Origin of the sequence: Micromonospora arida (assembly GCF_042873195.1) — a bacterium.
Classification (GTDB): domain Bacteria; phylum Actinomycetota; class Actinomycetes; order Mycobacteriales; family Micromonosporaceae; genus Micromonospora; species Micromonospora arida.
The window spans coordinates 21,897-45,387 of sequence record NZ_JBIALC010000018.1 but is presented as its reverse complement, the minus strand read 5'-3'; the positions used below and the strand labels follow the sequence as shown (position 1 = coordinate 45,387).

19 protein-coding genes and 1 tRNA gene are annotated in these 23,491 nt (G+C 70.7%); 11 read left to right on the top strand and 9 right to left on the bottom strand.

Annotation, left to right across the window (positions count from 1 at the left end; genetic code table 11):
- Positions 1–165: 165 nt before the first annotated feature.
- The 4 genes from bcp (at position 166) to ACFYP0_RS31670 (ending at position 2,333) form a co-directional block, all read left to right on the top strand.
- Positions 166–642 carry a thioredoxin-dependent thiol peroxidase gene (gene bcp, locus ACFYP0_RS31685; RefSeq protein WP_124855233.1) on the top strand — a complete coding sequence of 159 codons (477 nt, stop codon included), beginning with the start codon at positions 166–168 and terminating at the stop codon, positions 640–642.
- Positions 643–672: 30 nt separating this feature from the next.
- Positions 673–1,596, top strand: a complete 924-nt coding sequence (locus tag ACFYP0_RS31680) for an HNH endonuclease signature motif containing protein (RefSeq protein WP_386998446.1) — start codon at positions 673–675, stop codon at positions 1,594–1,596.
- Positions 1,582–1,664 (top strand) — tRNA-Leu (locus tag ACFYP0_RS31675). The genes ACFYP0_RS31680 and ACFYP0_RS31675 overlap by 15 nt, the downstream gene beginning before the upstream one ends.
- 141 nt (positions 1,665–1,805) lie before the next feature.
- Positions 1,806–2,333, top strand: coding sequence for a GNAT family N-acetyltransferase (locus ACFYP0_RS31670; protein ID WP_386998445.1), 528 nt, complete (start codon positions 1,806–1,808; stop codon positions 2,331–2,333).
- A gap of 4 nt (positions 2,334–2,337) precedes the next feature.
- Here ACFYP0_RS31670 and ACFYP0_RS31665 read toward each other — a convergent pair whose 3' ends face one another.
- The 3 genes from ACFYP0_RS31665 to ACFYP0_RS31655 form a co-directional block, all read right to left on the bottom strand.
- Positions 2,338–3,327, bottom strand: coding sequence for an expansin EXLX1 family cellulose-binding protein (locus ACFYP0_RS31665; RefSeq protein WP_386998444.1), 990 nt, complete (start codon positions 3,325–3,327; stop codon positions 2,338–2,340).
- Between the two features lie 111 nt (positions 3,328–3,438).
- Positions 3,439–4,257, bottom strand: coding sequence for an MOSC domain-containing protein (locus ACFYP0_RS31660; RefSeq protein WP_124855239.1), 819 nt, complete (start codon positions 4,255–4,257; stop codon positions 3,439–3,441).
- Between the two features lie 4 nt (positions 4,258–4,261).
- The gene (locus ACFYP0_RS31655; RefSeq protein ID WP_357003921.1) at positions 4,262–5,095 is read right to left on the bottom strand and encodes an O-methyltransferase; all 834 of its coding nucleotides are present in this window, start codon (positions 5,093–5,095) and stop codon (positions 4,262–4,264) included.
- A gap of 139 nt (positions 5,096–5,234) precedes the next feature.
- On the opposite strand from ACFYP0_RS31655, the gene ACFYP0_RS31650 reads away from it, so the two are divergent.
- On the top strand, positions 5,235–6,314 hold the full coding sequence (locus ACFYP0_RS31650) for an LCP family protein (RefSeq protein ID WP_124855243.1): 1,080 nt from the start codon (positions 5,235–5,237) through the stop codon (positions 6,312–6,314).
- 117 nt (positions 6,315–6,431) lie between these two features.
- On the opposite strand, the gene ACFYP0_RS31645 is transcribed toward ACFYP0_RS31650, so the two are convergent.
- From ACFYP0_RS31645 to ACFYP0_RS31635, 3 genes are all read right to left on the bottom strand, one after another.
- On the bottom strand, positions 6,432–7,889 hold the full coding sequence (locus ACFYP0_RS31645; protein WP_244218875.1) for a sugar transferase: 1,458 nt from the start codon (positions 7,887–7,889) through the stop codon (positions 6,432–6,434).
- 359 nt (positions 7,890–8,248) lie between these two features.
- Entirely contained in the window at positions 8,249–9,085 is an 837-nt protein-coding gene (locus tag ACFYP0_RS31640) for a glycosyltransferase family 2 protein (RefSeq protein ID WP_386998443.1), read from the bottom strand.
- A 620-nt stretch (positions 9,086–9,705) separates the two neighbouring features.
- Positions 9,706–11,673 carry a trypsin-like peptidase domain-containing protein gene (locus tag ACFYP0_RS31635; protein WP_386998442.1) on the bottom strand — a complete coding sequence of 656 codons (1,968 nt, stop codon included), beginning with the start codon at positions 11,671–11,673 and terminating at the stop codon, positions 9,706–9,708.
- A gap of 148 nt (positions 11,674–11,821) precedes the next feature.
- Between ACFYP0_RS31635 and ACFYP0_RS31630 the strand changes: the two genes are divergently transcribed.
- From ACFYP0_RS31630 to hutH, 6 genes are read left to right on the top strand one after another with little or no spacing between them, the layout of a single operon-like run.
- On the top strand, positions 11,822–12,673 hold the full coding sequence (locus tag ACFYP0_RS31630) for a MurR/RpiR family transcriptional regulator (RefSeq protein WP_386998441.1): 852 nt from the start codon (positions 11,822–11,824) through the stop codon (positions 12,671–12,673).
- Between the two features lie 17 nt (positions 12,674–12,690).
- Positions 12,691–14,379 carry a urocanate hydratase gene (gene hutU, locus ACFYP0_RS31625; RefSeq protein ID WP_386998440.1) on the top strand — a complete coding sequence of 563 codons (1,689 nt, stop codon included), beginning with the start codon at positions 12,691–12,693 and terminating at the stop codon, positions 14,377–14,379.
- Positions 14,376–15,578 (top strand): allantoate amidohydrolase, encoded by a 1,203-nt coding sequence (locus ACFYP0_RS31620; RefSeq protein WP_386998439.1) that lies wholly within the window; start codon positions 14,376–14,378, stop codon positions 15,576–15,578. Before hutU ends, ACFYP0_RS31620 begins: the two co-directional genes overlap by 4 nt.
- Entirely contained in the window at positions 15,569–16,936 is a 1,368-nt protein-coding gene (locus ACFYP0_RS31615) for a formimidoylglutamate deiminase (RefSeq protein ID WP_386998438.1), read from the top strand. Before ACFYP0_RS31620 ends, ACFYP0_RS31615 begins: the two co-directional genes overlap by 10 nt.
- Positions 16,933–18,126 carry an imidazolonepropionase gene (hutI, locus tag ACFYP0_RS31610; protein ID WP_355494265.1) on the top strand — a complete coding sequence of 398 codons (1,194 nt, stop codon included), beginning with the start codon at positions 16,933–16,935 and terminating at the stop codon, positions 18,124–18,126. The genes ACFYP0_RS31615 and hutI overlap by 4 nt, the downstream gene beginning before the upstream one ends.
- Entirely contained in the window at positions 18,123–19,661 is a 1,539-nt protein-coding gene (gene hutH, locus ACFYP0_RS31605) for a histidine ammonia-lyase (RefSeq protein ID WP_355494266.1), read from the top strand. The genes hutI and hutH overlap by 4 nt, the downstream gene beginning before the upstream one ends.
- A gap of 57 nt (positions 19,662–19,718) precedes the next feature.
- Here hutH and ACFYP0_RS31600 read toward each other — a convergent pair whose 3' ends face one another.
- Genes ACFYP0_RS31600 through ACFYP0_RS31590 form a run of 3 tightly spaced genes read right to left on the bottom strand, consistent with a single transcriptional unit; the run spans position 19,719 to position 23,465 of the window.
- Positions 19,719–21,083 carry a lipopolysaccharide biosynthesis protein gene (locus ACFYP0_RS31600; RefSeq protein ID WP_355494267.1) on the bottom strand — a complete coding sequence of 455 codons (1,365 nt, stop codon included), beginning with the start codon at positions 21,081–21,083 and terminating at the stop codon, positions 19,719–19,721.
- 10 nt (positions 21,084–21,093) lie between these two features.
- Positions 21,094–22,050 carry a glycosyltransferase gene (locus ACFYP0_RS31595; RefSeq protein ID WP_124862136.1) on the bottom strand — a complete coding sequence of 319 codons (957 nt, stop codon included), beginning with the start codon at positions 22,048–22,050 and terminating at the stop codon, positions 21,094–21,096.
- Complete coding sequence (locus ACFYP0_RS31590) at positions 22,047–23,465, bottom strand: O-antigen ligase family protein (RefSeq protein WP_355494268.1); 1,419 nt, start codon at positions 23,463–23,465, stop codon at positions 22,047–22,049. The genes ACFYP0_RS31595 and ACFYP0_RS31590 overlap by 4 nt, the downstream gene beginning before the upstream one ends.
- Between the last annotated feature and the right edge of the window lie 26 nt (positions 23,466–23,491).

Sequence of the window (23,491 nt, the reverse complement as noted above, 5' to 3'; positions counted from 1 at the left end):
CGGCGTGGGTCAGCCTATTTCCCAAGCATCGTTGTTGCCAGACTCTGGCAACAACCCATGGGCTTGATCACTCCAGGTCAGGCCCCGCCGACCCGCGCCGTACCCCACACGCCGACGCGTCGCGCCGGCGGCGGCGCTCGCCGGCACGGCGGTAGGGTCGAGGCCATGACCTCGCCCGACCGCCTCTCCCCCGGTGACCCCGCGCCCGAGTTCACCCTCGCCACCGACACCGGCGACCAGCTCTCCCTCGCCGACCTGCGCGGTCGCAAGGTCGTCCTGTACGCCTACCCGGCCGCGATGACCCCCGGCTGCACCAAGCAGGCCTGCGACTTCCGCGACTCGCTCGCCTCACTCCAGGCCGCCGGCTACGAGGTCGTCGGCATCTCCCCGGACAAGCCGGAGAAGCTGGCGAAGTTCCGCGAGCGTGACGCCATCACCTTCCCGCTGGTGTCGGACCCGGACAAGGCGGTGCTGACCGCCTACGGCGCGTACGGCGAGAAGCAGCTCTACGGCAAGACCGTCACCGGCGTGATCCGCTCGACGTTCGTGATCGACGCCGACGGCAAGGTCGAGCGGGCGCTCTACAACGTCAAGGCCACCGGGCACGTCGCCAAGCTCCGCCGCGACCTCGGCCTGGACTGACCTGTCGTACCGGATCGCTACGTTCCGTCAGTGGTTCGATACAAGTACACGCCCGAAGCGCTGGCCGCCGCTGCCGCCGTCGCCCGCAACATCACCGAGGTGATGCGGTTGCTCGGCGTGCGCGTCAGCGGTGGCTCACACGCGCACATCAGCCGGCAGCTCAAGCGGTTCGGCATCGACACGTCGCACTTCGCGAGGCAGGCCCACAACAAGGGGCGGCGTGGCGAACGACGCACCACATCCGCGCAGCTTCTGGTGGTGCTGCCCGAAGGGTCCCGCCGGACGCCCGGCGCGCGGTTGAAGTGGGCGCTGGGCACACTCGGCGTGCCGCAGGAGTGTGAGGGCTGTGGGACAGGGCCGGTGTGGCGAGGCGCGTCGCTCATCCTGCACGTCGACCACATCAACGGGGACTTTCTCGACAACCGGCCACCGAACCTGCGGCTCCTCTGCCCGAACTGCCACAGCCAGACCGCGACCTACGCCGGGCGAGGAAGACGGGCTTCCGACCTCCCCATCCTCGCGACGCCAACCGTTGGGGAGGAACGCCACGTCGGGACGACCGGCTCTGATCGCCGACCGGCCACCCGGACGGAACTCGTCGACCTGTTCGGTCGGGTCGACGCACAGCAGGTGACGGCCCTGGAGGCGGCACGGCAGTTGGGCTGGACTCCGGCCTATCTGCACAAGGTCCGGCGAAGGCTCGTGCAGGACGGCGTGTTGAAGCCGCGTCCGAGCCGCGGTTGGCGTTCGATCGCTCATCGCGAAGCGGTAATAGAACAGGCACTGGCGCATCCCGATGTCGGGCCGAAGCGGCTGTCCGGTGTTCTCCGCAATCTGCCTGGTGGGGGATGCAAAGTCGGTCACGGCACGATCTCGACCATCCTCAAGGAGGCCGGGCTCAACACCGCCGAAGCCAGACACTCTAAACTCAGGAAGTTGGCGGGAGTGGCGTAATGGCAGCCGCGCAGGTCTTAGGAACCTGTATCCGGAAGGATGTGGGGGTTCGAATCCCCTCTCCCGCACAGTCAGCAAGCACCGTGAGCCGGCGCGCCACCGTCGAGTCTCGTGCCCGCATGATGGTCGGGCTCGTGGTCGCGGTCCTGGTTGTCGGGCGCGTCACTGTCGCGGGTCGTGGCCCTGGTCGTTGGGTCAGGATGGCGAGCGTGAGTCTGCGCTTCGTCCTCGATCCTGACCTGACCCCGCAGCTGCGTGCCGAGATCGTCGACCTCTGGGTGGGCGTCAGCAACGCCGGCGGGGCGGTCGGCTTCGTGCCACCGGTCACCGCCATCGACGTGCACGTCACCGCCGATCCGACTTTCGCCGGCATCGTCGACGGACCGGACCGGCTGCTGGTCGGCTACTCCGGGGACCGGCTGGCGGCGATGCTGATCTTCAGTGACAACCGTTTCCCGCTCACTGCGCACTGGTGTGTGGTGAAGCGGGTGATGGTCCACCCGGGCACCCAGGGCGCCGGCTACGGCTCGGCGCTGATGATGGAGGCCGCCCGGCTGGGCAGGGCGTTGGGCCACGAGGCGCTGCACGTCACGGTGCGCGACGGCCTGGGGTTGGACAAGTTCTACGGCCGCCTCGGGTACCGGGAGATCGGCCGGCTGCCGGGCGCGCTGCGGGTGGCCCCTGGTGACGACCGGGACGAGATTCTGATGTGGCTTGATCTGACGGTGGCCGACTGAGCGGTCAGCCCCCGCACCACCGGGCGTTGGCCCGGGGCGAGCTGGTGGTCGGCGCGTCGGTGGCCGGAGCGCTCGTCCTCGCCACCTCGACCGAGCGCCGGGTCGGCGTCGGCGTGACGGCGGGTCGGCTGCTCGGCGGTCGGGTCGACGCGGCCGGACGACGTGGGGCGGCCCCGCCGCCGGGTGCGTACATCCGGACCGTGCTGTTCTGCACCTGGCCCGGTGCCATCCGGATGCCGCCGACGATGACCCGGTTGCCGTACACGTCGGTGACCCGCACGTTGAACGGGCCCGGCCCGGCGCCGGAGGCGATCAACCAGTAGTTGTAGTCCTGCCGGGCGGCCGACTGCCAGGGGTCGCTGTCACGCTGCCGGACCTCGACGGACCGCAGCGGGTTGCCGTGGTTGCCGACGCGGACGGCGAACCACCACTGCGACGCGCCCTCCTTGATCCGGAAGGTGAGTGGTCCGGGCAGCGGCGGGTTGACCACCGCGCGGTAGGTGACCGGCACGAGGCCCTGGACCGGGTCGGCGATTCGGGCGAACGCCTCGCGGGACAGGTCGAGGTGGCCGGGCTCGCACTCCGGGCACTGGTCCATGATGAGCACCCGGACGGTGCCCTTGGGCCCGACGACGTCGAGGAACCCGCCGCAGGCGGCACCGGCGGAGTATTCCGTCGGACCGAGCGCGACGTAGAGCCGGTTGGCCGGGGCGGCCGGGTTCGAGCAGTTGCCGCCGGCGCCCTTGGAGTCGTAGAAGGTGGCCTTGCCGGTGTGCGTGGCGTTGCCGGTGGGCGGCGCGGCGGCCAGCGTCCGGCCGGCGGCGCAGGCCGGGGTGGAGCCGGAGCGCAGGGTGAGGGTGAGCCCGAGCGTCGCCGCGAGGACCGTTACGCCGGTGGCGACCAGCCAGGGCTTCGCGCCGGACGACGGCGCGGGCCGGTCCTCTGGAGGATGGTCCAGGTCGATGTTGATGTCGACAGCGCTTCCGTCCGTCACGACGGCGATGCTGCCGGACCCGGTCGGGTACGGACAAGCGGGCTAAGCCAAAGCTAAGACAGCATCGACGGACGGTGACCGTGGGGTGCCGATTGCTGGTCGGCGGCCCGGTCAGGGCGCGACGGCGATCGGGGCGTGCACCGCCAGGGGTCCGCTGTCGAGCGGCACCAGGTTCAGTCCGAAGAGGAGTTTCTGCTTGACGTTGCGGTGCCGCCCGAGGGTGCGCAGAGGCTCCTTGGTGCGTACCCCGGTCTCCTGGTCGGTGGTGGTCACCACGCAGCGGTCGCACGGCCCGGCGGCCTGGAACATCCGGTCGCCGATGCGCAGCCGCCGACCCACCCAGTCGTCCTCGGCCCAGGCCGACGCACCGTCGACGACCAGGTTGGGTCGGAAGCGGGTCATCGGCACCGGCTCCTCCCCCGCTTCGGCCAGCCAGTCGTTGAGGGCGTCGAGGGAGGCGGCGTTCGCCAGCAGCACCGGGTAGGCGTCGGCGAAACTGACCTGGTCACCGGTGTCGTGTTCGCGGGTGCCGGCGGCCAGGTGGCGGGTCGGCTGGGCCAGCCAGACCAGTCGGACCGGTCGACCGAGCAGGGCGCCGAGCCAGTCGTCGGCCGCCTGGCCGGCCGGCAGCGCGGGGACCGGGAACGTGCGGCTGCGGAAGGTGCGCACCGCGACCGGTTCGCCGCCGGCCGGCTCGGGCACGTCGAGGTCGGGCTGCCCATCGGCGCGCAGCGACAGACCTCCGGGGCGCACGGAGGCGCGCAGGCCGACGAGCCGGGTCGTCTCCCGCTGGGTGACGCCGACCCCGTCGGCGTCCACGACCATCCAGCGCCGGTCGCCGGCCAGGCCCCAGGGGTGCACGAACGCGCCGTCGTGGTCGAGCCGGTGACAACCCTTGATGGGGTACGTGTGAATCGAGGTCAGCCGCACCCGGCTACCATGCCACGCCGATCCCGTCGCCCGGGTACCAGTGGTTGGCCGGGCTCTCCCGGTAGGCGAGGAACCGCCGGCCGGTGCGTTCGGCGTGTTCGGCGAGCACGTTGGTGCTGGTGACGTTGTCGGTGAGCAGGATCGCGCCGGGGGCGAGCTTGGGCTCCACGGCGTCGAACTCACGCTTCTCGTGGGCGCGGCTGTGGTCGCTGTCGTGCAGGAACAGGTCTACCGGGCGGTCCAGCGCGCCGATCGAGGCGATCGAGTCGCCGATCACCAGGTCGACGACCTCCGACCACGGCGCGACCCGGGCGAGGTAGCCGGCCTCGGGGTTGATGTCTAGCGAGGTGACCCGGCCCGGGTGCCCCTCCTGCGCGTTGCGTAGCAGGGCGGACGCGAGGACGCAGGTGCCCAACCCCTTGTCCACGCCGGTTTCCACGACGTGCGCGGGGCGGGTGGCACGGACGATCGCGTACCAGCCGACGCGTCGGGCATAGCGGACCTTCTTGTCGGCGAGACCACGGCGCGCTGCGGTGGCGGTGGCCTGCTCGATGTGGTGCCGCAGCACGTCGTCGGACTCGATTTCGGCGACGTAGCCACGGACCTGCTGGACCGGAATGTCGCAGACGACGCTGACGAACCAGGTCAGGTGGTGGCGACTCAGCTTGGTCAGCTCGTACGTGTAGTTGTGATGCTCACGGGAGGTGACCAACCACCGGGCCGAGGCGCGCAGCACCTTGGCATCGTGGCGGGCGACCCGGGCGAGCCGCTTGGGGAATGCGGCGACGGGTGCGAGTGGGGTACGGGCGATCGCTCGGCGCAACTGCGTGGCGTCCACCGGAGGTTCATACCACCTTTACGGGGGCACCGGCAGAGAGAAGTCGCGGATGGCCACCGCCCGATTCGGAACCCACGTCGTTCGATCGTGGCCGGACGAGGGTACGCGGTAGGAAACCACGTTCAGTAGCATCGCGCCCATGCCACGTCGTGAACATACAGCGGAGCACTGGACGGAACCGAGTTACGGCGCCGCCGGCGGGCCTCAACCGACCGAGGAGACACCGCCGGCCGCCGCGCCACCGCGCCGCCGCCGCTGGCGCCGGATCGCCCTGTTCAGCCTCTTGATCCTGCTGGTGCTGGGCGGCAGCGGCATGGTGGCCGGCGGTCTCTACCTGCGATCGGTCGAGTCGGGTATCGAGCGGGTCGACGCCTTCGACGGCGTGCCCGAGGAGTCGCGCCCGCAGGCGACCGTCGACGGTGCCATGAACATCATGATTCTGGGCAGCGACTCACGCGACCCGGAGAAGACGAGCGGCTCGCGTACCGACACGATCATCCTGGCCCACCTGCCGAAGGACCGGAAGAGCGCCCAGCTGATCTCGATCCCCCGCGACACCTGGGTTTCGGTGCCGAAGTCGAAGGACGGCAACAACGGTGGCCGGGACGCCAAGGTGAACGCCGCGTACGCCTGGGGTGGGGTGCCCCTCATGGTGCAGACGGTGGAGAAGTTCACAGGTGTCCGGGTGGACCACGTGACGTTGATCGATTTTGCGGGCTTCAAGGAGATCATCGACGCGCTGGGCGGCGTGGACATCAACTCGGAGAAGAGCTTCACCTCGATCCACGAGCCATTCCGCACCTTCAAGCAGGGCATGCAGCGGATGGATGGCGAGGCGGCTCTCGACTACTCGCGCCAGCGCAAGCAGTTCGCCGATGGTGACTTCGCCCGGATCCGCCACCAGCAGCAGGTGATCCGCGCCATCATCGACAAGGCCTCCTCTGGCGGCATCCTCACCAACCCCGGCAAGTTGAACAGCTTCCTCAAGGCCACCTCGAACTCGGTCTCGGTGGACAAGGAACTGTCGCTGTTCGACATGGCGAATCAGATGCGCGGTGTTCGCGGCGGGAACATGACCTTCGTGACCAGCCCCACCAAGGGCACCGGCCGGATCGGTTCGGAGAGCGTGGTGTTGGCCGACAACGCCCGAGCGAAGACGTTCTACGACGCGGTCCGCCGGGACTCGGTCCCCGAGATCGTCAGCCTCGGCAAGAAGTGACCTGGGGCCGGCGCGGATTCGCCGGCAGTCGACACACCAGACGGGCGGCGGCCTTCACGGCCGCCGCCCGTCGCTGTGTGTCTGTGGCCCTGGCGGGCACACCGGTGATCGGATCGGTCAGTAGGCCCCACGCCGGGCCAGCACCACGCTTGCCGTCTTCCACAGGATGGCGAGGTCGTACACCAGCGACCAGTTGTCGACGTAGTGCAGGTCCAGCCGGACCGCGTCGTCCCAGGTGAGGTCGGAGCGGCCGGAGATCTGCCAGAGGCCGGTGATGCCGGGGCGCACCAGCAGCCGCCGACGGACGTCACCGCGGTAGTCGTCGTCCTCGGTGGGCAGCGGGCGTGGGCCGACCAACGACATCTGCCCGCGCAACACGTTGATCAGCTGGGGCAGTTCGTCCAGGGAGAGCGCCCGCAGGTGCCGGCCGATCGGGGTGACCCGAGGGTCGTCCTTCATCTTGAAGAGCAGGCCGTCACTCTCGTTGCGGTGCTGCAGGGCCGCCAACCGCTGCTCGGCGTCGGTGTACATCGTCCGGAACTTCCAGACCTTGAACGCGCGACCCTCGTGGCCGATCCGGGTCTGCCGGAACATCACCGGGCCGGGGTCGTTGAACTTGATGGCCAGGGCGATGGCGAGCAGCACCGGGCTCAGCAGCACCAGGCCGACAAGCGCGGTCACCCGGTCCAGGACGCTCTTCGCCAGCAACGAGAGACCGGAGATGGTCGGCTCGTCCACGTTGAGCAGGGGAAGGCCCTCGATGGGCCGGACGTGGATGCGGGGACCCGTGACGTCGGTGACCTGTGGGACCACCACCAGGTCCAGGCCGGTGCCCTCCAACTGCCAGGCGAGCTTGCGTAGCTCGTACGACTCGAGGCTGGCCGGGCCGCAGACCGCGATGGTGTCCGCGCCGAGTTGCTGGACCAGCGGAACCAGGTCCCAGCCCACGTACACCGGCACCGGAGCGTTGACCCGCTCGCCAGGGCGGGGATGGTGTGGCAGGTGGATGGCGATCGGGTGCAGCCCGGCCCCGTAGTTACGGGTCACCACCTCGTGCACCGCGAGCGCGTCGGTGAGACGGCCGACCAGCAGCACCTTCTGTGATGCCCGCCCGGTGCGCCTGATCCGCCGCAGCACCACCCGGGCGGCGAACCGAACCACGAGCGTGTAGAGCAGCAGGAAGATGATGATGGCGGCGACCGTCGCCCGGGACAGGTCCTTCTTGAAGCCGAGCGCCAGGAACGAGACAGCGGCGGCCATCGCGAGGCTGGCGCGGGCGACCCGCTTGAGTTCTTCGGTGCCCAGTCCGAGCGCACGCTGGTCATACGCCCCGGCGGCGACGAGCAGGATCAGCCAGCCCAGAGGGACGCCGACGAAGGAGGCGAGGCTGAAGGAGCTGACGTTCCCGAGCACCCGCTGGTCCCAGAAGCCGGCGTCGGCGTCGGCCAGCAGGGTGACGACCGTCCGGCTGGCGGCCAGGGCCGCGAGTACGTCAAGCAGGACCAGCCACGCCACGTAGCGGCGGCGCCAGTTGGCCCGAGGTGCGACCGGACGCGCGAACACCGACCGGGCCATGCCGTTGGAGGGGGGCGTGATCACCCCCAGGTCGGGGTCGAAACTCGGTCTCTGCTGTGGCGTGACAGCCTTGAGGAACTCAGTGTGCGCGGACACGACCTTCCTTTCCCACATCGCCCCCGTCGGGAGATCGCGACGTGCACCCTATGCGTCGAAAAGGCGTCCTGCCTAGTGGCGGTTCGGGTGCTCCTGATATAGCCCGATCAGTTCCTCGACGCGTCGCGACGGGCCTGGAACTCCTGCTTCGGCGCGTCGGAACCCCGCATTGGCCCAAGGGACCGGTCGCGAAGAGAAGCAGAAGGTCGGGAGTGGATAGTGCTATTCGGCGAGTCGCTTCTCTGCGGCTCGCCGACGGTGGATCACCGCCCGGCCGCGGTGACCGCCCATTTGCCGATCTCACTCACCGCACGCACCGTCACGATGCACAGCGCAAGACCCGGTATGCGGGGGCGGCTGTACTTCTTGATCATCTTGCGCCACGCGAGGAGACCGGCGACGCGCCGTCGGCTGATGCTGCCGCTGTGCCGATGGAACCGAACGATGGGCTCGTCGAGTCGTTGCAGGTGCACCCCGTTGCTGAGGGCGCGCAGCACCAGCTCGACATCCACCTTGATTGACATCTGCTCGTCGTACCCGCCGAGCTCTTTCAGCAACAGGCGGTCGATGGTCATGCCCGAGTGCTTGAAGGGCAGCCGGGGTCGGGTCAGCACGGACCGGAGCATCCGACGGGAATCGGGGTACGACGGGAGCCTGATCACCTTCGCCGAGTCGCCGACGATCTCCTCGTAGTCGGTGTAGACCCAGCGCGCGCCGGTCCGAGTGACGAACTCGTGCAGCCTGGCCAGGCCGTCGGGTGCCAACTCGTCGTCCGAGTCGAGCACTGTGACGACCCTGCCCCGGGCGACGCGCAGGGCGGTGTTGCGCGCCGCGCTGATCCCCGTCGGATCCTGGCGGACGACACGGATCCGACGGTCGGAGAGGAGGCCCGCGGCGGCCAACCCGTCCCGCACGGCGACTGCCGAGCCGTCGTCGACGACGATGAGCTCGAAGTCGCTGAAGGTGCCGGCAAGCACGCTCCGGATGGACTTCACCAGGAGTTCGGGCCGGTCCCGCACGGCGATGCACACCGAAAAGGCAGGGGTCACCTGCTCCACCGCCCGCATCAGCGGGAGCGTCGCGGCGTCGACAGCAGGCATGGCCGGGACCGTCGGCCCGTCGATCATCGGTGGCTTGGTGTCCTGTCCGGACGAGAGGGTGTTGCCAGCGGAGTCATGCCGCAAGGAGGGGGGCGAGTATGCGGGGTGGTTCGTCACGGACGGGAGCCGCCTCGAAGCCCACCAGATCGCCCTGGCCTCTCCGAGAGACCGTCCCTGCCGGCCCACCTGACACGACGATCCGACACGCCCACCTTCGCCACCCCCATGAAAAGCCACCATTCGCAGCGATTTCAGCGACGCGTTCGCGGGACCATTCCCTTGATCGACGACAATGAAGATCCATCGCGCAACAAGACGGAGTATAGCGATCGCCGCACTGACGCACCATCACCTGGCAGCACGCGGCCTGTCAATCGAGAAACGCTGACTCAGTAAGGGGTTTAGCTGGCCAGCGCCTGGATCTGGTCGGGGCGGGCACTCTGCCGAAGCAGGCACGCGGAGTTGCGACCGTCCGGGTGAATCGGCTCAGCCGAACATCTAGTCTTCTCGGCGGCACGGATTATTTGTTATGGGTGAATGACCAATGAGGGCGATCATCAACGGGGGGACTTAGCGTCTATTTCCGATGTGTCCGATCCGCGAGAATCATTGACACGCGGTCACCGGTGGCGGCGGCGGATGAGCAGCACGGCGAGGATCACGAGGGCGACGAGCAACACGCCAGCGCATCCGACCAACACGAGTACGAGGTTGCTGGACTGCTCCCGCGACGCCTTCTCCAACCGCTGACGCTCGGTGGCGTTCTGCCGGTAGGCCTGCGCGAGCAGGTTGTCGGGCGTCGCGGCGGCCGCCCTGTCGAGCTGCGTGACGGCACCTGACGAGTCGCCGCTGAAGTACGCGTCCAACCCGCTGCGGTAGACCTTGTCGGTGTCGCCGAGCGTGTTGGCGACCCCGGCCTCGCTCAGCAGCGCGCTGATCGTCGATGCCGGCAGGATCGCCCGGTTGGCGCGGTCCGGCGCTGCCTGGTCCTGGTAGATGAGGCCCGCGACCCGGCCGGAGGAATCGAGGGCGATGCCCCCGTGTGAGGCTGGCCCGAGATCCTCGTTGACGAGGTAGATCGAGACCGGCCCGCGCTGGCTCGTTCCGGTGATCGTCACGTTCCTCGACTGAGGACGGTACGCGGCGTTACGGAAGGCAACGTCGGAGGTCGCGTAGGCGAGGATTCGCACCGGAGAACCCTCGGCGAGGCTTGCCGACGGGTTGAGCTCCACCACAGGCAGATTGCCCCGGGCGAGCTTGATCAGTGCGGTGTTGCCGCTGTCTTCAGGCAGGCTCCGGACGACCTCGGCCTTGATGGCCGGCTCCGCCACCGCGTTTCCCTTGGCGCGGTTGAGCTGAGCGTAGACCGCACTCGTCGGCTCGGCGTCCGGCTCGACGCCTGTGAAACGCACCTTGCCGAGGTTCGCCGCGACATACGCGGAGATCTGCCCGGCCGGAAGTTGCTTTGCCTGTACGAGCGTCCTGGCCAACGCGTCGACGGCGAGCCAACGGGCGCGCGCCTCGGCAGGCTTGACACAGGATCCGTTGGTGACGGCGTGGCCGTCCGGAGCCAGCAGGAAACCACTGCACCGACGGATGAAGGAGACGGGCTGCGGGTGCACAAGGACGTTCGTCCTGGTGTCCCGGACATATCCGGTGAAGACCGCTTCGACGAAGACCAGCGAAGGCGCGGCGACGGCGAGGGCCTTCTCCTCCGGGCTGTACAGGGAGGCCTGCGCCCACGGCTTCAACGCTGGCTCGACCGGAGCGACGGTGGAGGACGCCGTGGTGGAGGTGCCGGTCGGCGGAGCGTACGGATCGGGTTGCTCGCTGCCGGCGATCGCCCAGATGCCGACGCCGCTCGCCACGGCCACCACCAGCACGAGCGCGGCGAGCCCCACCCAGAACCCGGTACGCCGCGGCGGCGGCTCCGACGGCTTGATCCGCCGGACCGGGGCGCGGAACGGATCGTACGGCGGTGGATCCATCGGAGCGCCGGACACGGGTGCCGGTGACTGGGGTGCGTCGTCGCCGGGCGGCGGGGCCGGGGCGGGCGGCGGGGCCGGCGGCACGCTGGGCAGCGCACCGGAATGCAGCGCCCATGGCGCGATCGGCGCTCCGGAGGTTGGCTGCGGGACACCGGAGACGGGCTGTGGCGGTGCGGAGACCGGATGCGGCGGGCCGGACACCGACTGTGGAGGCCCGGACGGCTGCCGCGGCACTCCGCTGACCGGCTCCGGGGAATCGTCCTGCTTGGTCGCGCCCGCCTGCGCGGTCGGCACCGGGTGATATTCCTGCCCCAACGCGCGGAACAACTTCTCGGCCCCCGGGCCCGACTCGGCCGGGTAGGCCGCCCACGGCTCGTCGGCGAAGAAGTCGGCGTACGCGAAGGCCTCGCCGCCCGGCCGTTGCGACATGGCGTTGGCAGTTCCGGTGAAGGCTTCCCGCCAGCCCGGTGTGTTCGCCGCGGCGGCGTCCAGAACGGCGACGGTCACGAACCGGCCCTGCTCGTCGATGGCGGCCCAGGCTTTGCCCACGGGGCAGGTGCCCAACATATGGGTGAACCGGTACGGGCCAACCGACTGCATGCGCACTCCTCTGCTCGACCGCCGTGCGGATCCTACAGAGGGGGCGCTCGCCTGGTCGCCCGACGGTCGGCCAACCGACCACTCAGCGAACGGTGTAACCCGATGCGGACGCTTGCCTCGTGAAAGTTTTCATGCATAGAGTCACCCTGTGAATGAAGGAGCTGTCGGGGTGCCGGCCGAGCAGGTGCTCGACCTGTTCCAGGGGGTGCGGCTCACCCCCACCCAGCGGCGGATCGCGCACTGTCTGGTGCAGCATTCCCCCACCGTGGCGTACCTGTCCGCCACCGAGGTCGCCGAGCTGGCCGGGGTCAGCCAGCCGTCGGTGACCCGGTTCGCCGTCGCGCTCGGCCACGACGGCTACCCGGCGCTGCGCCGCCGGCTGCGCGACCTGACCAGCGCGACGTCGGCCGGATCGACGGACGCCGGCAACGAGCTCCAGCAGGCGGTACGCGCCGAGATGGACAACCTGGACCGACTGACCGGTCAGCTCGCCGACCGGGACCGGATCGCCGAGACCGGGCGGCTGCTCGCCGAGAGCCGCCCACTGCCGGTGCTCGGTCTACGCGCCGCCGCGCCGCTGGCCGCGTACTTCGCCTACTTCGCGGCGAAGGTGCACCCGGACGTACGGGTCCTCGACGACGGCGGCAGCCTGCTCACCGACCGCCTGGAGCAGGCCGCCGAGGCCGGGGCGTCCGCCGTTCTGGCCTTCGTGCTGCCCCGCTACCCCCGGGAGACCCTGGACGCGTTGCGCGACGCCCGCGCCGCCGGGTTGACCGTGGTGGCGATCACCGACTCGCCGGTCAGCCCGGCCGCCGAGCACGCCGACGTGGTGCTCGCCGCCGCGGTCGGCGCGCAACTCGTCTTCGACCTGCACACCGCCCCGATGACCCTGGCCATGGTGCTGTTGCAGGCGATCTGCGACGCCGCGCCGGCCGACACCCAACGCCGACTGGAGGCGTTCGAAGCCTCCGCGGCCCGCCGACAGTTGTTCCTCGGTTGACCGGAGGAGATTCAGAGATGACCCAGCCCATTCGTGCCGCACGGGGCAGCCAGCTCACCACCCGCGGGTGGCAGCAGGAGGCCGCCCTGCGGATGTTGATGAACAACCTCGACCCCGAGGTGGCCGAACGCCCCGACGACCTGGTGGTCTACGGCGGCACCGGTAAGGCGGCGCGGGACTGGCCGTCGTACCACGCGTTGGTCCGCACGCTCACCGACCTGCGCGAGGACGAGACCATGCTCGTGCAGTCGGGCCGCCCGGTCGGCGTGATGCGCACCCACGAGTGGGCGCCCCGGGTGCTGCTGGCCAACTCGAACCTGGTCGGCGACTGGGCGACCTGGCCGGAGTTCCGCCGCCTCGAACAGCTCGGCCTGACCATGTACGGGCAGATGACGGCCGGTTCGTGGATCTACATCGGCACCCAGGGCATCCTCCAGGGCACCTACGAGACGTTCGCGGCGGTGGCCGCCAAGATCGCCGACGCCCGTGGCGGCGGGCAGGGGCAGAGCGACAGCACCCTCGCCGGCAAGCTGACGCTGACCGCCGGCTGCGGCGGAATGGGCGGCGCGCAGCCACTCGCGGTCACCATGAACGGCGGCGTCTGCCTGATCGTGGACGTGGACCGCACCCGGCTCGACCGTCGGGTGCACGACCGCTACCTGGATGAGGTCGCCGACTCCCTGGACGACGCGATCGCTCGGGTCCGCGCCGCGAAGCGGGAGCGCCGGGCCCTGAGCGTGGGCGTGGTCGGCAACGCCGCCGAGGTCTTCCCCGACCTGCTGAACCGGGGCGTCGAGATCGACATCGTGACCGACCAGACCAGCGCGCACGACCCACTGGCGTACCTGCCGGTGGGGGTGGAGCTGGCCGAGGCCCGGGACTACGCCGCCGCGAAGCCGGCCGAGTTCACCGACCGGGCCCGCGCGTCGATGGCGAAGCACGTCGAGGCGATGGTCGGCTTCCTCGACGCCGGCGCCGAGGTGTTCGACTACGGAAACTCGATCCGGGGTGAGGCGCAGCTCGGCGGCTACCAACGCGCCTTCGACTTCCCGGGCTTCGTGCCCGCGTACATCAGGCCGTTGTTCTGTGAGGGTAGGGGCCCGTTCCGGTGGGCGGCGCTCTCCGGCGACCCGGCCGACATCGCGGCCACCGACCGGGCCATCCTCGACCTGTTCCCGGAGAACGAGTCGCTGGCCCGTTGGATCAAGCTGGCCGGTGAGCGGGTCGCCTTCCAGGGCCTGCCGGCCCGGATCTGCTGGCTCGGTCAGGGCGAACGGGACCGGGCGGGTGTGCGGTTCAACGACATGGTCGCCTCCGGCGAACTCTCCGCCCCGGTGGTGATCGGCCGGGACCACCTGGACACCGGCAGCGTCGCGAGCCCGTACCGGGAGACCGAGGGGATGGCCGACGGCTCCGACGCGATCGCCGACTGGCCGCTGCTCAACGCCCTGGTCAACACGGCCAGCGGGGCTTCCTGGGTGTCCATTCACCACGGCGGCGGGGTGGGCATCGGCCGGTCGATCCACGCCGGGCAGGTGTGCGTGGCCGACGGCACCGCCCTCGCCGGTCAGAAGATCGAGCGGGTGCTCACCAACGACCCGGCGATGGGCGTCATCCGGCACGTCGACGCCGGCTACGAGAGCGCTCGCGAGGTCGCCGACCGCCACGGCGTCCGGGTACCCATGACGGAGGGGGGTCCCGCGTGAGCGACGACCTTTCCGCCCGGTTCCGGGCGCTGTGGGACGAGATCGCGCCGGTCGGGCGGGACGCCGACAGCGGCGGCTACCTGCGGTACGCGTTGACCGAGCCGGAGCGGGAGCTGCGCTCCTGGTTCCGTGCGCAGGCCGAGCGCCGTGCCATGCCGGTCACCGAGGACGGCAACGGCAACCTCTTCGCCCACTGGGGTGACCCGGAGGCGTCCGACGCGGTGCTCACCGGCAGCCACTTCGACTCGGTGCCGCACGGCGGGGCGTACGACGGGCCGCTCGGCGTCGTGAGCGCGTTCCTCGCCGTTGACGAACTGCGCGCCGCGGGCGTCACCCCTGGCCGCCCGCTGGTGCTTGGTGCCTTCGTCGAGGAGGAGGGAGCGCGCTTCGGCGTACCGTGCCTGGGGTCGCGGCTGCTCACCGGGGCGCTGTCGGCCGAACGCGCGGCCGGCCTGCGCGACGCGGCCGGTGTGAGCTTCGCCGAGGCGCTCGGTGACCGGCCGGCGGGCGCACGCCCGGAGCTGCTGGGCCGGTTCGGCGCCTTCGTGGAGTTGCACGTCGAACAGGGCCGCGCGCTCGTCGACACGGACGCGCCGGTCGCGGTGGCCAGCGCGATCTGGCCGCACGGCCGGTGGCGCTTCGACGTCGTCGGCGAGGGCAACCACGCGGGCACCACCCGGATGGCCGACCGGCGCGACCCGATGCTGACCTACGCGTTCACGGTGCTGGCGGCCAACAAGGAGGCCCGGCTGCGCGGCGCGCACGCCACAGTGGGCCGGGTCGCCGTCGAACCCAACGCCACCAACGCGATCCCGTCGAAGGTGACCGGCTGGCTGGACGCCCGTGCGGCCGACCCGGAGACGCTGACCGGGCTGGTCGACGCGGTACGCGGCAAGCTCGCCGAGCGGGCCCGCCGCGACGGTACGACGGTGACCGTCACCGAGGAGTCGGCCACCCCGGTGGTCGCCTTCGACGGCGGGCTGGCCAAACGGCTGGCCACGCTGCTCGACGCGCCGGTGCTGCCCACCGGGGCGGGGCACGACGCCGGGGTGCTCGCCGCGTACCTGCCCACCGCGATGCTCTTCGTGCGCAACCCGACCGGCGTCTCGCACTCCCCCGCCGAGGCCGCCACCGACGACGACTGCGCCGCCGGGGTGCGCGCGCTGGCCCGGGTGCTGGAGGAGCTGACATGCCGGTGACACCGACCCGCTGGCTCGCCGAGTACGCCTGGCTGCCCGAGCACGCCGAGCCCACCCCCGACGTGCTGATCGAGGTCGACGACGGCCGGATCACCGCGGTGACGCCGCTGACCCCCGGCAGCAGGCCGCCGGCCGGGGTCGAGGTGTACGCCGACGCGGTGCCGTTGCCCGGCCTGACCCTGCCCGGTCTCGCGAACGCGCACTCGCACGCCTTCCACCGGGCGCTGCGCGGGCGTACCCACGGTGGGCGGGGTGACTTCTGGACCTGGCGGGACCAGATGTACGCCGTCGCGGACCGGCTGGACCCGGAGACCTACCTCGCTCTGGCCCGGGCCGTCTACGCCGAGATGGCGCTGACCGGCATCACCTGCGTGGGCGAGTTCCACTACCTGCACCACCGACCGGACGGCGGCGCCTACGACGACCCGAACGCGATGGGCGCTGCGCTGGTGGAGGCCGCGGCGCACGCCGGGATCCGGCTCACAGTGCTGGACACCTGCTACCTGACCTCCAGCGTGGACGGTCGGCCCCTCGCCGGGCCGCAGCGCCGCTTCGGCGACGGCGACGGGGGCCGCTGGGCCGAGCGGGCCGCCGCGTTCCAGCCGACGGACCCGCACGCCCGGGTCGGCGCGGCCGTGCACTCGGTGCGGGCCGTCCCGGCCGATCAGTTGCGCACGGTCGCCGACTGGGCCCGGGAGCGGCAGGCACCGCTGCACGTGCACCTCTCCGAGCAGCCCGCCGAGAACGACGAGTGCCGGGCCGTGCACGGGCGTACGCCCACCGCGCTGCTCGCCGAGCACGGCGTGCTCGGGCCACACACCACCGCCGTCCACGCCACTCACCCCACCAGCGCGGACCTGTCCCTGCTCGCCGACAGCCGGACCGGGGTGTGCCTCTGCCCGACCACCGAGCGGGACCTCGCCGACGGCATCGGCCCGGCCCGGCGGATGGCCGACGCGGGCATCCGGTTGAGCCTCGGCAGCGACAGCCACGCCGTGATCGACCTGTTCGAGGAGGCCCGGGCGGTCGAGCTGGACGAGCGGCTGCGTACCCGCCGACGTGGTCACTTCGTGCCGCCCGACCTGCTGAACGCGGCCAGCGTCGCCGGGCACGCCGCCCTGGGCTGGGCCGACGCCGGGAGGATCGCGGTGGGCGCCCGCGCCGACCTGGTGACGGTACGCCTGGACAGCGCCCGCACCGCCGGGGTGCCGCCGGTCGGCGCGTTCTTCGCCGCCGGCGGGGCGGACGTCGAGCAGGTGGTGGTGGACGGCCGGGTGGTGGTGGCCGAGGGTCGACACCTGACAGTGGACGTGCCGGTCGAACTGTCGTCCGCGATCGAGGCGGTGACACCCGCATGAGCCGCAGCCTGCTGGTCGACAACATCGGGGAGCTGGTCACCAACGGTGCCGGCGAGGGCCCACTCGGCATCCGCCGCAACGCCGCCGTGCTGGTCGAGGAGGGCCGGGTGGTCTGGGTCGGGCCGTCCGCGTACGCGCCGGCCGCCGACCATCATGTCGACGCCGGTGGGGCCGCCGTGCTGCCCGGCTTCGTGGACAGCCACGCGCACCTGGTCTTCGCCGGAGACCGGGCCGCCGAGTTCGCCGCCCGGATGGCCGGGCAGCCCTACACCGGCGGCGGCATCCGGACCACTGTCGGTGCCACCCGGGCCGCCACCGACGACGAGCTGCGGGCCACCGTGCGCCGGCTGCGCGGGGAGGCGCTGCGCCAGGGCACCACGACCATGGAGATCAAGAGTGGGTACGGGCTGACCGTCGCCGACGAGGCCCGCTCGCTCCGGATCGCCGCCGAGACCAGCACCGAGACCACCTTCCTGGGCGCGCACGTCGTGCCCGCCGAGTACGCCGACCGCGCCGACGACTACGTCGGGCTGGTCTGCGGGCCGATGCTGGCCGCCGCCGCCCCGTACGCGAAGTGGATCGACGTGTTCTGCGAGCAGGGCGCCTTCGACGTCGACCACGCCCGCGCCATCCTGGCCTGCGGTCAGGCCGCCGGGCTGGGCGTACGGCTGCACGCCAACCAGCTCGGCCCCGGCCCGGGGGTGCAGTTGGGCGTGGAGTTGGGCGCGGCGAGCGTCGACCACTGCACACACCTGAGCGACGCCGACGTGGACGCCCTGGCCTCGACCAGGATGGGGTCGACGTCGGGGTCGGGGACGACCACCGTGGCCACCCTGCTGCCCGGCGCCGAGTTCTCCACCCGCTCGCCGTACCCGGACGCCCGCCGGCTGCTCGACGCCGGTGTCACAGTGGCGCTGGCGACGGACTGCAACCCGGGCTCGTCGTACACCTCGTCGATGCCGTTCTGCGTGGCCCTCGCGGTCCGCGAGATGCGGATGACCCCGGCGGAGGCGGTCTGGGCCGCCACCGCCGGTGGGGCGCGGGCGCTGCGCCGCGACGACATCGGTGTCCTCACCCCCGGCGCGCGGGCCGACCTCGTCGTCCTGGACGCGCCGTCACACCTGCACCTGGCCTACCGGCCCGGTGTCCCCCTGATCCGCCAGGTAATACGCAACGGAGTACCGCAATGACGAACGTGACCATCCAGCCCACCGGGATCACCGCCGACGACGTGCTCGCGGTGGCCCGCGGCACCGCCACGGTCGTCCTCGCCCCGGCCACCATCGACGCGATGGCGACCAGCCGGGCCATCGTGGACGGCATCGAGTCGTCGGGCCGTCCCGTCTACGGGGTCTCCACCGGGTTCGGCGCGTTGGCCAACACCTTCATCGCCCCGGAGCGGCGGGCCGAGCTGCAACACGCGCTGATCCGCTCACACGCCGCCGGGGTGGGCGCTCCGATGCCGCGCGAGGTGGTCCGGGCCATGATGCTGCTGCGGGTCCGGTCCCTCGCCCTCGGCCGCTCCGGGGTCCGACCGCTGGTCGCCGAAGCCCTGGTCGACCTGCTCAACCACGACATCACCCCGTGGGTGCCGGAGCACGGCTCGCTGGGTGCCTCCGGTGACCTGGCGCCGCTGGCGCACTGCGCGCTCGTGCTGCTCGGCGAAGGTTGGGTGCTCGGCCCGAACGGTGAGCGGCAGGACGCGGCCGACGCGTTGACCAGCGCCGGGCTCAAGCCGATCGAGCTGGCCGCCAAGGAGGGGCTGGCGCTGATCAACGGCACCGACGGCATGCTCGGCATGCTGCTGCTGGCCATCCACGACGCGGCGCACCTGTTCGCCATGGCCGACGTGACGGCCGCGCTGGCCATCGAGGCGATGCTCGGCTCGGAGCGGCCGTTCCTACCCGAGCTGCACGCGATCCGGCCGCACCCCGGTCAGGCGGCGTCGGCGGCGAACATCCACCGACTGTTGCAGGACTCCCGGGTGATGGACTCGCACCGCGACGACCTGGCGCACGCCGTGCAGGACGCGTACTCGATGCGCTGTGCGCCGCAGGTGGCCGGCGCGGCCCGCGACACCCTGGACTTCGTCCGCACGGTAGCCGGCCGGGAGCTGGTGTCCGTGGTGGACAACCCGGTGGTGCTGCCGGACGGGCGGGTCGAGTCGACGGGCAACTTCCACGGCGCCCCGCTCGGCTTCGCCGCGGACTTCCTCGCCATCGCCGCCGCCGAGGTGGGCGCGATCGCCGAGCGGCGGGTGGACCGGCTGCTCGACGTCACCCGGTCCCGGGAACTGCCGGCGTTCCTCTCCCCCGACGCCGGGGTCAACTCCGGGCTGATGATCGCCCAGTACACGGCGGCCGGGATCGTCGCCGAGAACCGCCGGCTGGCCGCCCCCGCCTCGGTGGACTCGCTGCCCACCAGCGGGATGCAGGAGGACCACGTCTCGATGGGCTGGGCGGCGGCCAAGAAGCTGCGCACGGTGCTGGACAACCTGACCAGCCTGCTCGCGGTGGAGCTGCTCGCCGGCGTACGCGGCCTCCAGCTACGCGCCCCGCTGGAACCGTCCCCCGCCGGCCGGGCGGCCGTTGACGCGCTCGGCACGGCAGCCGGCGAGCCCGGGCCGGACGTGTTCCTCGCCCCGGTGATGGAGGCGGCCCGTGCCGTCGTGGCCGGACCTGAGTTGCGCACCGCCATCGAACGGGAGGTCGGCCCGCTGGGCTGACCATCGGCGGCCCCGGCGCACGACGTCGGGGCCGCGGAACGGCCCGTCGACGCGGGTCTAGCTCTTGAGGACCATCTGTCGGATCTCCGCCCAGGAGGGCAGGTCCGCGCCCGCGACGACGTCACGCTTCGCTCGGGTCCAGAACAGGACGAGGATGATCGCCTCGGACAGCACCGTCGCCCAGGCGGCGCCAGCCACACCGAACAGTGGGATCGCGGTAGCCAGCGCGGCCAGGTAGGCGAGCGCGCCCAACCCCTGATACAGCACCTTCTGTCGCACCAGGCCACCGCTCATCAGCAACGACTCGACACTTGCCGAACCGAAGCGCAACGGGATCGCCAGCGCGAGGATGGCCATCACCGGTACGGACGTCCGGTACTCCGCGCCGAAGATCAGCGGGATGGCGTAACGGCCGGCGAGCGCGACGAAGGCGCCGAGGAACAGGCCGAGACCGATCATCCCGACCGTGCCGGCGCGGTACGCGATGAGGACAGCGCTGCGGTTGGAGCGGGACCAGCGGTGCAGCTTCGCCAGGAAGTACTGCTGGTAGACGATGCGCGGTAGAAGGTAGATCGCGGTCAGTAGCGTCATGGGAACGGCGAGCACCGCTGCGGACTCCGCGCTCAGGAACTCCGCCGAGACGACGACGCCCAACTGCATGCCGAGCTGGTAGAACAGGCTACCCAGCAGGAACAGCCACGTCGCGGCGACGAGATGGCGTGCCCGGGGTGGCCTCGTCGACCGGCGGAGCACTGGCGAATGCCCCTCCAGCGTCGCTCGCCCGTACCAGAACGGCGCGAGGACCACGACACTCATGGCAACCGTGACAGCCGCCACGAGCGCGTACCCCAGCACCACCATGATCGCCGACAACCCGAAGGCCAGAGTCAGGACGGCCACCAGGAGCCGACCCACCTGCGGTGCCAGCTGCAGCGCTGCGAGCCGCCCGTAGGCGCCCTGCAGTTGGAGAGCGGACCCGGACAGCGCCATGGCGACGAGCGACAGGATGATCGGGGCGAGACCGATCCGCAGGTTGCCGTTGTGGGGGTCGTGCCGGTCGAGCAAGCCCCAGCAGACCAGCGCGGCGACCAGCACACCGGACGTGACGACGACCAACGCGATGGACGGGCGTACCCACCGGAACGCCCGTTGCCCCTCGCGTCCGAACCGTTGCAACCAGAACTCGGCGACCCCGAAGATGGCCAGGGGCCCGGCCAGCGTCACCAGGGAAATGACCGCCATGAAGGCACCGAAGTCGGCCTTGGGCAGGCTGCGGGCGAGCAGCACCTGGGTGAGGAACGCGAGCACGGTGACGCCGGCCTGGCTGACCCCGAGCAGTCCCAGTTGCCGGAGGCGGCGTGCCATACCGCTGCCGGACCGGCCGGCGGTCGCCGTACCGGCCTGCACCTGGGCTCCGGTCATCGTCCGACCGTCACGCTGTCGCTCGGGCCGGCACGTGCGATCGCAACGTCGCCAGTTCGGCTTCCGTCCGCCGCATCCACGCCTCGCGGGCCGCCGCGACCCGCCCGGCCGCGGCCGGGTCCTCGGCGATGGCCTGCCGGACGCCCTCGATCAGGGCGTCGCTCTGGTTGGCGACGAGCGTGGCGAAGCTTCCGAACAGGGCTTCGGTCGTCTGGGTACGCGACAGGACCAGTGGTCGACCCGCGCTCAGCGCCTCACAGGCGCCACTGGGCTGAGTGGCGTCCCGGTCGGTCAGTACGACGACCGCGCGTGCGGCGGCGACGGCCGCCTCGTAGTCGGGGAGGTCGAGGAAGCCCAGGGTGGTGAGGTTGGGTAGGCGCTCCGCGCGCTCACGCAGCGGCGATGGCAACCGGTGCAGTGGTGCGGTGGTCGCGAAGGGGACGTCGGGCATGGCCTCGATCGCGTCGATGAGGACGTCCATCGGCTCGTCCGGGGCGACGGTGGCCACGACGAACACCCAGCCCCGTGGCGGTGCCGGTGGGATCTCCCGAAGTGGGTCGTGCACGACGAGCGTGCGCAGACCTGGAAACTCCGCGCGGGCGATGGCGTCGGCCTCCGCGGTATGGGTCAGGACCAGTTGCGCGCCACGCAGGATCGAGGCGGTGCTGGGCACGCGGCGCCACCACGACTGGAACTGCCCGTTGTGCGCGTCGACGATGTACGGAACCCGGCCGAGGTAGGGCGCCAGCGCGGACAGGTGCGGCTGCGCCTGCGCGACCACGAACGATGGCCGACGCGAGCGGATCAGCTTGAGGTCGTTCCTCGTGTGGGCGACGTAGTCGAAGGGCCGCAGGGCCTTCGGCGTCGCCTTGGACGGCCGCCAGGCCACCTCCGCGCCCAACGCCTCCGCAAGCACGTCGGAACGACGCTGGTACCGCTTCCACGAAATGAATAGGGGGGAACTCATCTGGGATCACCACTAGCATCGTCAGGCACGCTTACCGGCGCGCTCTTAGCGGGGAAGAACCTGACCAGAAGCAGGAGCGAAAGGAAGAACAACCACATGAAGTACGAGTATGAGGTTGGCTTCTGCGTCAGGGCGGAGATGATGGTCAGAACGTAGAGGACCGTGAGCATCCATCGAGACTCGACCGCGACGGCCCGTTTCGTGACGCGCCAGAGGTTGATGAAGATAATCGACATCAGGGCGAGCCCGAGCAATCCCCACACCACGAATATCCGCAGCGGGTCGGCGTGGGTGTTCCATGGTTCATAGCCGAGTCCGATGAGCCAGACGTCCCACGGCGCGTCCTGCCACACATCTACCACGCGGAACCAGATCTGCCCACGACCGTGCAGGAACTCATCGTTTGTGGGATTGAGCGAACCGACCTGGGTGAGCAGGAACAGCGCACGATCCCAGAGATAGGCCCCCCAGCGGATCGCCGCCAGGACCATCAGGACGACGAGGATGGCGGCTCCCCAGACGGCCGTGCGGAACGGCAGGTCGGAGATCTGCCGGAGGAGTTCGGGGAGGCGGCGCAACTCGAACGCGACGATCACCAACGCCACACAGAGAATGGTTATCCGGTGCGTGCTGACGACTGCGGTCGCGGCCAGGAGTGCGACGATGCCGTACCGGGCCAGCGAACTGAGCCGTAGCCGGTTACCAGCGGCGTAGAGGATGAACACCGCGAAGATCAGGAGCCGGCCGAGCGAGGCGGGATGGAAGTAGCCTCCCGAAGCTCGCCCGACCCGGCCGCTCATGAGGTTGAAGAAGTAGGTGTACGGAACGACGCCGACGACCTGCAGCCAGGCGATCACCGAGTGCGCGACGGCACCGAGAATCACGGCCAGGAGCACCCACCGCAGGCGTTCGAGGGTGAACCAGTCCGGCTTGAAGAACATGACCGCCAACAACGCGATCGGCGCAAAGCCGACCGCGAGTTGGGCGCCCTGCGTGATGACCCCGCTCTTGGGCGCGACGTGTGGCCCGAAGATCTCGCGTACGTCGGCCGTGGCGAAGATCTGGACGAAGTCTTCCCGCGCGGGTATCGCCAGGAGGCCGATGATGGAGAACAGGCCGATGATCAGCACTGCGATGAGGGATGGCGCCAGCGTGGTCGGAAATCGTTTCGCCGCGATTATCATGGCAACGAAAGAACCCACCATGAGGAGGGCGCCAATGACCGTGACGACCATTCCGGCGTCCACGGTGTCAGCCGCGACCTTCTCGCCGAAGATATCGAAGAATGACTTCACGCCGACAACCGCCATGGCCAGTGCTGCCATGATTCTGGCGGCGGCCCACGGATAACGCCCGAGTCGACGGTCACTGCCCTCGGTCGGGGCAGTGGCCGCCTTTCGAGGCATTATGTCCATTTCACGATCCTCTCAGCGCTATCCCT

Coding starts and splice junctions, on each gene's coding strand:
- ACFYP0_RS31635 (WP_386998442.1), bottom strand. CDS start 11,673: ATGCAGTCGGTTGGCCCGTACCGGTTCACCCATATGTTGGGCACCTGC.
- ACFYP0_RS31600 (WP_355494267.1), bottom strand. CDS start 21,083: ATGACCGGAGCCCAGGTGCAGGCCGGTACGGCGACCGCCGGCCGGTCC.
- hutU (WP_386998440.1), top strand. CDS start 12,691: ATGACCCAGCCCATTCGTGCCGCACGGGGCAGCCAGCTCACCACCCGC.
- ACFYP0_RS31650 (WP_124855243.1), top strand. CDS start 5,235: ATGCCACGTCGTGAACATACAGCGGAGCACTGGACGGAACCGAGTTAC.
- ACFYP0_RS31590 (WP_355494268.1), bottom strand. CDS start 23,465: ATGGACATAATGCCTCGAAAGGCGGCCACTGCCCCGACCGAGGGCAGT.
- hutI (WP_355494265.1), top strand. CDS start 16,933: ATGAGCCGCAGCCTGCTGGTCGACAACATCGGGGAGCTGGTCACCAAC.
- ACFYP0_RS31595 (WP_124862136.1), bottom strand. CDS start 22,050: ATGAGTTCCCCCCTATTCATTTCGTGGAAGCGGTACCAGCGTCGTTCC.
- ACFYP0_RS31640 (WP_386998443.1), bottom strand. CDS start 9,085: ATGCCTGCTGTCGACGCCGCGACGCTCCCGCTGATGCGGGCGGTGGAG.
- hutH (WP_355494266.1), top strand. CDS start 18,123: ATGACGAACGTGACCATCCAGCCCACCGGGATCACCGCCGACGACGTG.
- ACFYP0_RS31645 (WP_244218875.1), bottom strand. CDS start 7,889: ATGGCCCGGTCGGTGTTCGCGCGTCCGGTCGCACCTCGGGCCAACTGG.
- bcp (WP_124855233.1), top strand. CDS start 166: ATGACCTCGCCCGACCGCCTCTCCCCCGGTGACCCCGCGCCCGAGTTC.
- ACFYP0_RS31615 (WP_386998438.1), top strand. CDS start 15,569: ATGCCGGTGACACCGACCCGCTGGCTCGCCGAGTACGCCTGGCTGCCC.